This window comes from Cupriavidus mimosae, assembly GCF_023952485.1.
GTDB classification, from domain to species: Bacteria; Pseudomonadota; Gammaproteobacteria; order Burkholderiales; family Burkholderiaceae; genus Cupriavidus; species Cupriavidus taiwanensis_C.
Window position 1 is genome coordinate 367996 of the sequence record NZ_JALHRY010000005.1, and the last position, 11995, is coordinate 379990.

Consider the following 11995-nt stretch of genomic DNA (forward strand, 5'->3'; position numbering starts at 1 on the left):
ACACTCCGCACTTCCTGTGTTCACGCCGTCCCATGGCTGGAACACAGCGACACACTACCGCCCACTACCGGGTCCCGCACCCGCGCCCTATGCTGCGGAGGTCCATGCCATTGTGGTCCGCCATCACGATAACAAATCGATATGGTGACCAAAAGAAAATGCGAATGGACGCTGCGATACCCGATTTCTAGAATCCCCTCACGCTGCATCGCCGCGTACATCCGCCGCATGAGATAGCGCAATCAAGAATCCAGACATTTGCTGATGCCGTAGTCCGGGCAGGGGTTGCTGCTGCCCGCGATTTCGTGCTCGGGGCGGGGCAGGCATCCCCGTATCGATTCGGACAGGCGCAAGACCGACACTGGAGACAACATGAATAACCCCTTTGCGGGCGCCACCTTTGCGGCGCTCGCGGCCTGCTGCACCGTCGCTTCGGCGCAGAACCACGTCACGCTGTATGGCCGGCTGAATACATCGATGGAATATTCGGACGCGTCGACGGCATCCGATGGCACCAGGCTCGGCGGCACCGGCCGGCTGACCAACAACCGCTCGGTGTTCGGCATGCGTGGCGAAGAGGCGCTGTATGGCAGTCTGAAGGCGATCTGGCAGATAGAAAGCAATATCTCCCTGGATACGGGCAGCGGGCAACTGGCCAGCCGCAATACGCGCCTCGGGCTGGCCGGGTCGGCCGGCAGCTTCTTTATGGGCAACTGGACCACGCCCTACCTGGAAGCCACTTCCGCCTACGATCCGTTCTATCCGACCACGGCCGGCTACATGGCGCTGATCGGCAACGGCTCGACCCCGACTTCCGACAACATCCAGGACACCACCTCCTTCGACCGTCGCCAGAAGAACAGCGTGCACTACCGCAGCCCGAAATGGAACGGCTTCAGCGGCGGCGTAACCTGGGGCGTCAATGAAGAGCGCGCCACGGTGCCGCGCAACCCGAGCCTGTGGTCGTTCGCCGGGGCCTATGACAACGGACCGCTGAACGTGGTGCTGGCCTACGAGCGCCACAACAACTACCAGACCGCCGGCCGCGACGACGAAGGCATGAAGATCGGCCTGTCGTACCAGTTCCCGACCACCAGGGTTTCCGCCATCTACGAGCGGCTGCACTACCGCACCGCCACCGGCGACCTGAAGCGCGATGCGTACTACGCCTCGGTGGTGCAGAAGCTGTGGACCGGCAGCGTGCGTGCCGGCGTCGGCTACGCCGGCAACGGCCGCGGCAACGCCACCGAGACCGTCGGCTTCTTCCGCAGCGGTCCGGACACCGGTGCCGTGCAGGCCACCATCGGCTACGAACATCCGCTGTCCAAGCGCACCTCGGTGTTCGGCTTCTACAGCCGCATCTTCAACAAGAAGAACGCCATCTACGACTTTGCCATCAACGAGCTCGGCATCTCCGCCGGCGCTGATCCGCAGACCTTTGCGCTGGGCATGCGCCACGTGTTCTGAAGGCGCATTGCCGCGGGCCATTAACAAGACACCAACGATCCAGGAGACCCCACATGAAATTCCGCCACATGCTGCGCGCCACGCTGGCCGCCGCCTTGTGCCTGCCGCTGCTGCACGGCGCGGCGCGCGCCGACAGCTATCCCGACAAGCCGATCCGCATGGTCGTGCCGTTTGCCGCCGGCAGCGCCACCGACCTGCTGGCGCGCATCGTCAGCGCCGAGATGAGCGCGTCGTCGAACATGCAGATCGTCGTCGACAACCGGCCCGGCGCCGGCGGCACCATCGGCACCGCGGTGGTGGCCAAGGCGCCCGCTGACGGCTACACGCTGCTGCTGACCTCCGCCGGCCATGCGGTCAATCCCACGCTCTATACGAAGCTGCCGTACGACACCACGCGCGACCTGAAGGGCATCTCCACGGTGGCGACCATGCCCTATCTGCTGGTGGTCAGCGCCTCCAGCCCGTACCGCACGCTCAAGGACCTGCTGGCGGCCGCGCGCGCCCGGCCGGACTCGGTCACCTACAGCTCGGCGGGCAGCGGCAGCTCTTCGCACCTGAGCGGCGAGCTGTTCAACGTGACTGCCGGCGTGCAGACCCGGCATATCCCGTACAAGGGCGCGCCGGCCGCGATCACCGATGTGATCAGCGGGCGCGTCGACATGTTCTTCGCTCCGTCGATCACCGCGCTGCAGTTCGTCAAGGACGGCAAGCTGCGCATCCTGGGCGTGGCCACGGCGGCGCGGGTGCCGTCGCTGCCTGACGTGCCCACCATCGCCGAGGCGGGCGTGCCGGGCTATGTGTTCGATGCCTGGTTCGGCGTGCTGGCGCCGGCGGGCACGCCCGGGGAGATTGTGGCGCGCCTGAACACGGCGCTGCAGCAGGCGCTGGGCGCGTCGGCGACGCGCGACAAGCTGATGGCGCAAGGTGCCGAGGCCAAGCCGTCGACGCCGGCCGCGTTCGACAAGCTGATCGCCGCGGACATCGCCAAGCTCGAGCCCGTCGTCAAGCGCTCGGGCGCGCAGCCGGGCCAGTAACGCGGCGGCACTGGCGCCCGGTCTCCGGGCGCCGCTTCTACTGACACACGGAACATCGTCATGCGATGCATTGCAAGTGCCCTGGCCCATGCCATGGCGGTCGGTTGCCTGATGGCGGCCTGGGGAGCGCAGGCGCAGGCCGCAGCGGCGCATGCGGACCGGATCCTGCTCAACGGCACGGTGCTCACCATGGATTCGGCGGACACGGTAGCGCAGGCCATCGCCATCCGCGCCGAGCGCATCGTCGCGGTCGGTGGCAACCCGCAGATCCGCCGCCTCGCCGGCCCGGCCACCGAGGTCATCGACCTGGGCGGGCGCACGGTGATTCCGGGCCTGATCGACACCCATATCCACGCCATCCGCGGCGGCCAGAGCTATGCCTTCGAGACTTACTGGCACGAAGGCGAAACCACGAGCCTGGCCGCCGGGCTGGAGCAGCTGCGGCAGACCGCGCAGGCGCGTGGCCCGGGCAAGTGGGTGGCCGTGACCGGCTCGTGGCACCCAGACCAGTTCACCGAGAAACGCGCGCCGACGCCGGCCGAGCTGACGGCGTTGCTGCCCGACAATCCGGCCTACGTGCAGTACCTGTACGACTACGCGCTGGTCAACGCGCGGGCGATCGAGGCGCTGCGTCTCGACCTGCCCGATGCGGTGCCGCCCGGGATCCGCATGGAACGCGACCGTGAAGGCCGCCTCACCGGCCGCGTGTTCGGCGCGATCCGGCCGCTGTCGGCACTGTTCGGCCGCATCCTGGCGCAGAGCCAGGTCGATGCCAGGGCCAGCCTGCAGGCCTTCTTCGGCCGGCTCAACAGCCTCGGTGTTACCGCGCTGATCGACCCGACCGCCGGGCCAGGCGCCGCGTACGATCCGCTGTTCGCACTGTGGCGCGAAGACCGGCTGTCGCTGCGGGTGGGCTATCGCATTCCGACGCTGGTCGCGGGCAACGAGGCCGAGTGGTTCCGCAACACGCTGGCCTACCTGCCGCCGCATATGGGCGACGGCAAGCTGCGTTTCCTGGGGCCGGGCGAAATGCTGGTGTTCGGCATGGACGACGGCGTGAAGATGGGGCCCGGATTCCAGCCGTCGGCGAAGGACCGCGAAGAACTGCTCAAGGTTGCCACCTTCGCCGCCAGCCGCGGCTATCCGGTCGAGATCCATGCCTATACCGACGATGCCGCCAGCGCGATCCTGGATGTGTTCGAGGAAGTGAACAAGCGCCATGACCTTGGCAAGCTGCGCTGGGCCATGGCCCACCTGAACACCGGCAAGCCGGAAACGTTCCGGCGCATGAAGGCGCTCGGGCTGGCCTACACGGTGCAGATGGGGCCGTACTTCGAGGCCAGCGCCATCGGCCACGCCAACGACCACGATGTGGCCGAGGCCGCGCCGCCGGTGCGGCTGGCCCTGCAGCACGGGCTGATGGTGGCGGGGGGCACGGATGCCACGCGTATCGGCATCCCGGGTGTCTGGCGTGCGCTGGAGTTCCATGTCGGCGGCTATTCGATTGGCAGGGAGATCCGGCGCAAGGAGGATTTCCGGCTGTCGCGGCTGGAGGCGCTGCGGCTTTACACCGCCAATGCGGCGTGGATTTCCTTCGATGAGGCCTCTCGCGGCACGCTCGAGGCTGGCAAGCTGGCCGACCTGGCAGTGCTGGACCGGCCTTATCTGACCGTGCCGGTTGAAGATATCCATCGCATCCGTTCGGTGCTGACCATGGTGGGTGGCAGGGTGGTGCATGGCGACGGGTGCTTTGCCGGGTGCAAGGAGCGATAGGGGCAGCGCGAACGCCGCGGAGGGGAAGACGGGCACGGCCACTAAAGACCAACCCCCATCTCCCCCAACACCCTGCAATTCGGCCAGTTGCCATCCACCGCCAACTCCGTCGCCACCCGCCTGAGTGTTTCCATCACAGCCAGCGTCGCCCGCGACGGCGGACGTGCCGCGGCATAACCGATCAGCCGATGCAGTTCCAGCCCATGCACCGGCACGGCCCGCAGGTGTCCGGCCTCCAGTTCGTCCCGGATCGCCGCGGCGAAGTGCACGGTCCAGCCGAATCCGCGCGTGACCAGGCGCCGTGCCACTTCGATCGATTCGACCTCCATCGTGACCTGCAGCGCCACGCCCTCGTGCGCCGCCAGCGCTTCCAGCGCCAGGCGCACGCCGGACTTGGGCACGCCGGTCAGGATCAGCGGCAACTGCTGCAGTGCTGCAATTTCCACCGGACCCGGGCCCAGCGCGGCATCGCCGCGCGGCCCGATCGCGCACAGGCTTTCCGCCACCAGCGGCACCACCGAGACCCCGGGGCTCGACACCGGCCCGCTCAGCAGCCCGACATCGAGCGTGCCTTGCAGCAGCGCATCCTGCAGCGTGGGCGCGAAGTTCTCCACCAGCCGCAGGCGGATCTCCGGATAGCGGTGGCGCAGCGTTTCGGCAAGCGGGATGAACAGCAGCGGCGCCAGCGCCGGCGTCAGCCCCACCGCCACCAGCCCGCGCGGCGACGCGGCGAGGTCGGCGATATCCACCTTGACCTGGTCGGCGTAGCGCAGCAGGAAGGAGGCGCGGTCCAGCAACACCAGGCCCTCGGGCGTAGGCGTGGCGCCGCGCACGTGGCGCTCGAGCAGGCGCACGCCCAGCTCTTCCTCGAGCAGCCGGATCTGGCGGCTGAGCGCAGGCTGCGCGATATGCAGCGCCGCCGAGGCGCGGCCGAAGTGCTGCAGCGTGGCCAGCACCTTGAAGTAGCGAAGCTGTCGGAGATCCATGGCGCAGTTCTACCGTGGTGACTTTGTGCAATCGATTGCGCAAAATATCGAAAAAAACGGCGCCCCAGTGGGCGCCGGCGTTACAGCGGCCGGGTCGAGCCGCGCACCACCAGTTCCGGTGCAAGCAGGGTCCGCGCCGTGGTGGTGATGCTGCCATCCAGCGCGCCCAGCATCAGCGCCGCGGCGCGCGTGCCCATCTCGTAGAAGGGCACGCGGATGGTGGTCAGCGCCGGGGCCACCGCATGCATCAGCAGCATGTCGTTGTGCCCGACCACCGACAGGTCCGACGGGCAGCTGCCGCCCGAGGCGTTGACGGCCGCATAGCAGCCCAGCGCCAGGAAATCATTGGCGGCCACCACCGCGGTGACGCGCCGGCGCTGCGCCAGCAGTTGCGCGCACGCGGCCTGGCCGGCCGCTTCGGTGTAGGCCGGCGCGCGCGCCACCGGGCAGTGCGAGGCGGCCATACCCAGCTCCGCCACCGCCTGCAGGAAGCCCGCTTCGCGTTCGTGGCCGGTCGAGAGATTGGCCGGTCCGGCCACATGGCCGATGCGCCGGTGGCCCAGCGCGTGCAGGTGGCCGACGGCAAGCGCCATCGCCTGGCGGTGATCGCCGACGATGCAGGACACGCGCCCGGCATCGTCGCTGCGGTTGACCATCACCAGCGGCACGCCCTGCGCCAGGCAATGGTCCACCACCGGGTCGTTGCGCTCGGCGGTGGCGAGGATCAGGCCGTCGACCTGCCGCGCCAGCAGCTGGTCGACGATAAAGGTCTGGCGCGCCTTGTCGCCGCCGGCATTGGCGACGATCGGGATATAGCGGTGGCGGGACAAGGCGTTCTCGATGCCGAGCACGATCGGCGGAAACACCGGGCTGCCGATGTCCGGCACCACCACGCCGATGGTGCCGGAGCGCCGCGTGCGCAGCGCCGCGGCGATGCGGTTGGGCGAGTAGTGCAGGTCCTGCGCCGCCTTCAGCACGCGCGCGACCAGTTCGTCGCCGATGCGGTGGCGGGTCTGGGGATTGAGCACGCGCGATACGGTCGACGGATGCACGTCGAGCGCCTCGGCAATCTGCTTGATGGTGGGCTTGCTCATCGCTTAGTGCTACGTGCGGCAGGCGCTGCGCCATACCGCCTGGTTATCGGGATACCGGCAAAAAGTGGATTGGACGCAGGCCACCGGCGCTTCCTAGAATCGGCCCGGATGCGCGTAGCCTCGCGCTTGTCGTGCAATCGATTGCATTGTAATCTGCCCGGCGCGGTCATGCCAGGCCGTGGCCGGCCAGGCCCAGCAAAAGGAGACGGAAATGAAGGCAGCGGTTTCGCTCGCCGGCCAGGCGCCGGTGTACCAGGAATTCGACGAGCCGGCCGCGGGGCCGGGCAAGGTGGTGGTCGAGGTCGCGGCGGCGGCGCTGACGCGGCTGGACATGGCGATTGCCGAAGGCCGCCATTACCTCAAGCCAGGCGCGGGCCGCTTCGTGGTGGGACGCGAGGGCGTGGGGCGACTCGCCGATGGCCGGCGTGTCTACTTCAACGTCAATGCGCCGCGCGCGCCGTACGGCTCGATGGCGCAGCGCGCGCTGGTGGACCCGGCGCTCATCTTCGCGGTCCCGGACGGCATTGACGATGCGCGCGCGGCCGCGCTCGGCAATGCCGGCCTGGCGGCATGGCTGCCGCTGTCGTGGCGCGCGCGCATGCAGCCGGGCGAGACCGTGCTGGTGCTCGGCGCGACCGGCATTTCGGGGCTGCTGGCGGTGGCCGCGGCAAAGCTGCTCGGCGCCGGCCGCGTCATCGCCGCCGGGCGCGACGCGCGCGCACTGGAGCGCGCGCGCCGGCTGGGCGCGGATGCGGTGGTGCCGCTCGACGAGCCCGGCGACCTGCTCGACGCCTACCGCAATGCGGCCGACGGCAGCGTCGATATCGTGCTGGACTACCTCTGCGGCGCGCCTGCCGAAGCCGCGCTGCTGGCGCTGGGCCACGGCGGAAGGCTGGTCCATATCGGCACCACGGTCGCGCCAACCATCACCTTTGCCGGCGCCGCCGCGCGCCAGGCGTGCTTCGACATCATGGGCTTTGCCTACTACCACGCGCCCATCGCGGCGCAGGCGAAGGCCTATGCCGAACTGTGCCAGCATACCGCCGCGGGGCGCATGGAGATAGATATCGTCGCCGAGCCGCTGGAAGCGATCGGGCGCGTGTGGGCGGCGCAGGCCCGCAGCTCGCGCCAGCGCTACGTGCTGATGCCCTGAAGAAAATCAGCGCCCCTTGGCGTCCGGCACGCGCGTCTGGTCGATCGAGGCCCCGCCGGTGCCCTTGCGCGGCTTGCCGTGCAGGCCGTCGCGGTCGACCTTGCCGGCGCTTTCCGAGGCCGGCTTGGGCTTGTCGCGGCCCGGCAGGCCGCCCGCGGTATGCGGCTCCTTGGGCACGTCGCCGAGATCCTTGGCCAGCCCACCGGGGTTGGTGGGCGTGGCGCCCGGCGTGCTGCCCGGCGCCGCGCTGGCGCCTGGCGGCGGTATGGTCTGGCTGCCCTTGGGACCCTTGTCGGTGCGCACGCCGGCTTCGGGCGGCTGCGCCACGGTGCCGCCGGCGAGCGCGCACAGCAGGGCGACGGCTGCGGCGCGGGGGATGGTGGATCGCATCTGGATTCTCCTGTTGAACTCGGGCGTGCTCTCTGTCAAACGCGGGCATGGTGGTACGTCAAAAGCATTTGCCGGGCCATCTCGCATACTGCCGCGCGGGGCCGGGCGAGCCACCGGCGCAACGCACTTTCTACAAGCGCCGGCGGTTGTTACAAGGACCCGGCGGCGCCGGGCCATCCGGTGCCAGCATGCGCGGGCCGCGGCCGCAGGGGGCGTCGCGGGAACGGAAGTTGCGCGCACTTCAGCGTTGGCGCGCGATTGCGGCCCATCTCAGCGGAGGCGTCATGAAGCACAGCAAGCACGACACGTCGAACGATCCGGCGCTGGACCGGCGCCAGGGCCTGGATGACCGTGAACTGAAGGAAAACGCCGCGGACAACCAGCGCGCGCGCGAGCGCGCCCGAGCCGATTGGGAGCATGCGGCATCACACCGCAAGCACGATCAACCAGCGCGCAAGCCGGACAAGGCGGACAAGGCGGACAAGGGCGAGATGCCGCCAGGCGTCGGCGCGCGTGACCTGCACGATCCCGGCAGCCGCGATCCCGACGCGCCGCCGACCGTAAACCGGTCCTGACCGTCAGCCGGGCTTCGCGCCGCGCGCCAGGCGCGCGGCGGCCCGCAGGCTGCGCACGATGCGGTCGAAGGCCGCGGCACGCGCCTCGTCGCTGCGCTGGCGCAGGGCAAACGAGGGGTGGTAGGTGGCGATGACCAGCCGCCCTTCGTGCTCGACCGGCCTCTCCATCATGCCCGCCAGCGTCACGCTCTTGCGGCCCAGCACCGCGCGCGCCGCGGTGGCGCCGAGCGCGACCACCACCGTCGGGTGCACTTTCTCCAGCTCCCGCTCCAGCCACAGGTTGCAGGCTTCGATCTCCTGCTGCGCCGGCGATTTGTGCAGCCGGCGCTTGCCGCGCCACTCGAACTTGAAATGCTTGACCGCGTTGGTCATGAAGAGCTTGTCGCGGTCCAGGCCCGCGGCCTGCAGCGCTTCATCCAGCAAGTGCCCGGCCGGTCCGACAAAGGGCGAGCCTTGCAGGTCTTCCTGCGAACCGGGCTGTTCCCCCACCAGCATGATGCGCGCGTGGGCCGCGCCGGCGCCGGGCACGCCCTGAGTGGCGTTGCGCCACAACGGGCAGCGCCGGCATTCGTTCAGTTCGCCGCGGCTGACAGGCGGCTTGTTGCGCTCGGGCATGGCGGATGACAGTGGCGCAGCGCGCACGGGCGCTGCTGCGGATCCGCTGCAGGTTTCGCGCCATGGCGCCGCGTTGCGATCGGTATGGAACTTGCCTTCTCCCCTTGCTTTCTCCCATGACCGCGCGCCGGCCACGCCATCGCGCGCCTTGTCTTGCCGCACCGAACGACGCCTGAACCGCGCGCATGCCCCAGACCGTCCGCCCCGCCTCCCGCCGCCGCATCGCCGCGGAACTGTTCCGCGCGATCTGGCGCTTCCGTGCCCGCGCGCTGATCGCGGTGTCCTTGCTGCTGCTGGCCAAGGCCTGTGCCGTGGCCGTGCCGCTGATGCTCAAGCTGGTCGTCGATGAAGTCACGCCCGCCGCGGCCGGTACCGATGCCGCGCGCCTGGGGCTGGTGGCGATGCCGGTGTTCCTGGTGCTGGCCTATGCCATTCTGCGGCTGCTCGGCAATGCCTTCAGCGAGCTGCGCGACGTGGTCTTTGCCTACGTGACGCAGAGCACCGTGGCGGGCTTCATGGAACGCGCCTTCGCGCACCTGCATGCGCTGGGCGCGCGCTTCCACGCGCAACGGGCCACCGGCAGCGTCATCCGCGACCTCGAGAAGGGCACCGCGGCGATCGGGTTTCTTCTAGGCGTGGCGGTCTTCACCATCGTGCCGACGCTGATGGAGATCGTGTCGGTGCTGGCCATCATGATTGGCGCCTATGGCGCGGCCTTCGCCGCCATCATCCTGGGCGTGTTCGTGCTGTACGCGGGCTTTACCTATGTCTTCACGCAGCGGCGCATGCGCGTGCAGCGCCAGGTCAATGCGGTCGAGGCCACCACCAACAGCAAGGTGGTGGACAGCCTGCTCAACTACGACACCGTCAAGTTCTTCGCGCGCGAGTCGTTCGAGACCCGGCGCCTGTCCGAGATGCTGCAGCGCTGGATCGGCATCAGCGTGGAAAACCAGTATGCGCTGTCGGCGCTGCATATCGGGCAGAGCCTGTGCATTGCGGTGGGGGTCGGCGCGGTGATGCTGCTGGCCACGCAGCGCGTGATCCAGGGCTCGCTGTCGGTGGGCGACCTGGTGCTGATCAATGCCTACATCATCCAGGTGGTGCTGCCGCTCAATACGCTCGGCTTTATCTTCCGCGAGTCGAACGACGCCATGACCAACGTCGAGCGGCTGTTCGCGCTGCTCGACGCGCACGGCAAGCCCGGCGAGGACCGCGACGCGCCCGCCGCGCGCCCGTTGCGCGTGAGCCGCGGCGAGATCGTGTTCGACCGCGTCAACTTCAGCTATGACCCCAGCCACCAGACCTTGTGGGATGTCAGCTTCCGCGCCGGCGCCGGCCAGACCGTGGCGGTGGTGGGCGGCAGCGGCTCGGGCAAGTCGACGCTCGCGCGCCTGCTGTTCCGGCTGTACCAGCCCGACAGCGGCAGCATCAGCATCGACGGCCAGGACCTGCGCCTGGTGACCCAGCGCAGCCTGCGCGAACTGATCGGCATCGTGCCGCAGGACACCATCCTGTTCAACGACACCATTGCCTACAACATCGGCTACGGCCGCGAAGGCGCCACCCGTGCCGACATCGTCGCCGCGGCGCGCGCGGCGCAGCTCGACGCTTTCATCGACCGCCTGCCCGACGGTTACGAAACCCAGGTGGGCGAGCGCGGCGTGCGCCTGTCGGGCGGCGAGCGCCAGCGCGTGGCGATCGCGCGCGCGATGCTCAAGCGTCCGCCCATCGTGGTGTTCGACGAGGCCACCTCGGCGCTGGACACGCGCTCGGAGCGCGCGATCCAGCAGGAGCTGTCCGAAGTCGCGCGCGGGCGCACCGCGCTGATCATCGCGCACCGGCTCTCGACCATCGTCGATGCCGACCGCATTCTGGTCATGGAGCACGGACGCATCGTCGAAGACGGCAACCACGCCACGCTGCTGGAGCGCGGCGGCATCTATACCCAGATGTGGCAGTTGCAGCAGCAGCAGCGCGAGCTGGAACGCGCCGAACGACGCCTGGCACTGCAGCCGGTGCGCCTCGAGATCCTGCTGGCCAGCGTGGTTGACGGGCTGCGCGAGCTGATCGCCGAGCGCCATATCAACCTGTTCACGGTGCAGAGCGAGTCGGAGCTGCGCGTTACCGGCGATCCGGGCGTGCTGCAGAAGGCGATCTGGGAACTGTGCCAGCACATGATCGCCACCATCGAGCCGGGCGGGCGGCTGGAACTGCGGCTCGAGCGGCTGGACGGCCAGGCCGGCCTGCGGCTGTCCGCCACGCCGGGCGAACTGCCGCTGCCGGATGCGCAGGGCCTGCATGAATGGCTGGCCGAGCACGGCGTCACGCTGACTGCCGACGGGCCTGCGCACGCCTACCAGCTGCTGATGCCGATGCGCGCCGTGCAGGAGCCCGAGCCGCGCCGCGCGCCTGGCGCCGCTCCGGGTGCCGCGCCAGGCGCCGGGCCCGCACCCGAGGCGCCGGATGTGCAGGCGCTCAGGGGCCTGCGCGTGCTGCTGCTGGACGACGACGAGCCCACGCGCGAGGTGCTGAGCGCCTCGCTGGAAGACTACGGCGCTCATGCCATCGCGCAGCAGCGCGGCGACGACGTGATCGCGCTGCTGGCCGGCACGCACCCGGGGCAATGGCCGCAGGTGCTGCTGTGCGATCTCGCGCTCGACGAGGAAGACGGCTACACCGTGCTGCGCCGGGTGCGACGGCTCGAGGCGCAGATGCAGGTGCCGCTGGGCAAGCGCATGACCGCGATCGCGCTGTCCGGGCACGCCGAGCCGCAGGACCGCATGCGCGCGCTGATGGCAGGGTTTCAGCTGCACCTGTCCAAGCCGGTGCGGGTGGCCGAGCTGGTGGCGGCGATCCGTTCGCTGGCGGTGCGCTCCGCGCAGGACGCGCAGGAAGCGTAGCGCGGCCA

The 11995-nt window shown here is 69.4% G+C and carries 10 protein-coding genes; 6 read left to right on the forward strand and 4 right to left on the reverse strand.

The genetic code is table 11. The features are described 5' to 3' along the window. Positions 1-372: 372 nt before the first annotated feature. Genes MKD50_RS12365 through MKD50_RS12375 form a run of 3 tightly spaced genes read left to right on the forward strand, consistent with a single transcriptional unit; the run spans position 373 to position 4274 of the window. Positions 373-1467, forward strand: coding sequence for a porin (locus MKD50_RS12365; protein WP_252667233.1), 1095 nt, complete (start codon positions 373-375; stop codon positions 1465-1467). A 53-nt stretch (positions 1468-1520) separates the two neighbouring features. Beyond that, positions 1521-2501 carry a tripartite tricarboxylate transporter substrate binding protein gene (locus tag MKD50_RS12370; protein ID WP_252667234.1) on the forward strand — a complete coding sequence of 327 codons (981 nt, stop codon included), beginning with the start codon at positions 1521-1523 and terminating at the stop codon, positions 2499-2501. 60 nt (positions 2502-2561) lie between these two features. Next, the gene (locus MKD50_RS12375) at positions 2562-4274 is read left to right on the forward strand and encodes an amidohydrolase (RefSeq protein WP_252667235.1); all 1713 of its coding nucleotides are present in this window, start codon (positions 2562-2564) and stop codon (positions 4272-4274) included. A 41-nt stretch (positions 4275-4315) separates the two neighbouring features. Here MKD50_RS12375 and MKD50_RS12380 read toward each other — a convergent pair whose 3' ends face one another. Continuing rightward, positions 4316-5260: a LysR substrate-binding domain-containing protein gene (locus MKD50_RS12380; protein WP_252667236.1), complete on the reverse strand. Its 945-nt coding sequence runs from the start codon at positions 5258-5260 to the stop codon at positions 4316-4318. Positions 5261-5340: 80 nt separating this feature from the next. Continuing rightward, complete coding sequence (locus tag MKD50_RS12385) at positions 5341-6354, reverse strand: LacI family DNA-binding transcriptional regulator (protein ID WP_240073800.1); 1014 nt, start codon at positions 6352-6354, stop codon at positions 5341-5343. 211 nt (positions 6355-6565) lie between these two features. Here MKD50_RS12385 and MKD50_RS12390 point away from each other — a divergent pair, with 211 nt between their 5' ends. Next, complete coding sequence (locus tag MKD50_RS12390) at positions 6566-7507, forward strand: zinc-binding dehydrogenase (RefSeq protein WP_252667237.1); 942 nt, start codon at positions 6566-6568, stop codon at positions 7505-7507. Between the two features lie 6 nt (positions 7508-7513). Here MKD50_RS12390 and MKD50_RS12395 read toward each other — a convergent pair whose 3' ends face one another. Next, positions 7514-7897: a hypothetical protein gene (locus tag MKD50_RS12395; RefSeq protein WP_252667238.1), complete on the reverse strand. Its 384-nt coding sequence runs from the start codon at positions 7895-7897 to the stop codon at positions 7514-7516. Positions 7898-8181: 284 nt separating this feature from the next. On the opposite strand from MKD50_RS12395, the gene MKD50_RS12400 reads away from it, so the two are divergent. Then, positions 8182-8472 (forward strand): hypothetical protein, encoded by a 291-nt coding sequence (locus tag MKD50_RS12400; protein WP_115706084.1) that lies wholly within the window; start codon positions 8182-8184, stop codon positions 8470-8472. Between the two features lie 3 nt (positions 8473-8475). On the opposite strand, the gene MKD50_RS12405 is transcribed toward MKD50_RS12400, so the two are convergent. After that, on the reverse strand, positions 8476-9087 hold the full coding sequence (locus MKD50_RS12405; RefSeq protein ID WP_252667259.1) for a UdgX family uracil-DNA binding protein: 612 nt from the start codon (positions 9085-9087) through the stop codon (positions 8476-8478). Between the two features lie 185 nt (positions 9088-9272). On the opposite strand from MKD50_RS12405, the gene MKD50_RS12410 reads away from it, so the two are divergent. Then, on the forward strand, positions 9273-11987 hold the full coding sequence (locus MKD50_RS12410; protein ID WP_252667239.1) for an ABC transporter transmembrane domain-containing protein: 2715 nt from the start codon (positions 9273-9275) through the stop codon (positions 11985-11987). The last annotated feature ends 8 nt before the right edge of the window (positions 11988-11995 follow it).

Bases quoted from the DNA above. Each gene is read 5' to 3' on its own strand.
- MKD50_RS12365 (WP_252667233.1), top strand. From the start codon at position 373: ATGAATAACCCCTTTGCGGGCGCCACCTTTGCGGCGCTCGCGGCCTGC.
- MKD50_RS12370 (WP_252667234.1), top strand. From the start codon at position 1,521: ATGAAATTCCGCCACATGCTGCGCGCCACGCTGGCCGCCGCCTTGTGC.
- MKD50_RS12375 (WP_252667235.1), top strand. From the start codon at position 2,562: ATGCGATGCATTGCAAGTGCCCTGGCCCATGCCATGGCGGTCGGTTGC.
- MKD50_RS12380 (WP_252667236.1), bottom strand. From the start codon at position 5,260: ATGGATCTCCGACAGCTTCGCTACTTCAAGGTGCTGGCCACGCTGCAG.
- MKD50_RS12385 (WP_240073800.1), bottom strand. From the start codon at position 6,354: ATGAGCAAGCCCACCATCAAGCAGATTGCCGAGGCGCTCGACGTGCAT.
- MKD50_RS12390 (WP_252667237.1), top strand. From the start codon at position 6,566: ATGAAGGCAGCGGTTTCGCTCGCCGGCCAGGCGCCGGTGTACCAGGAA.
- MKD50_RS12395 (WP_252667238.1), bottom strand. From the start codon at position 7,897: ATGCGATCCACCATCCCCCGCGCCGCAGCCGTCGCCCTGCTGTGCGCG.
- MKD50_RS12400 (WP_115706084.1), top strand. From the start codon at position 8,182: ATGAAGCACAGCAAGCACGACACGTCGAACGATCCGGCGCTGGACCGG.
- MKD50_RS12405 (WP_252667259.1), bottom strand. From the start codon at position 9,087: ATGCCCGAGCGCAACAAGCCGCCTGTCAGCCGCGGCGAACTGAACGAA.
- MKD50_RS12410 (WP_252667239.1), top strand. From the start codon at position 9,273: ATGCCCCAGACCGTCCGCCCCGCCTCCCGCCGCCGCATCGCCGCGGAA.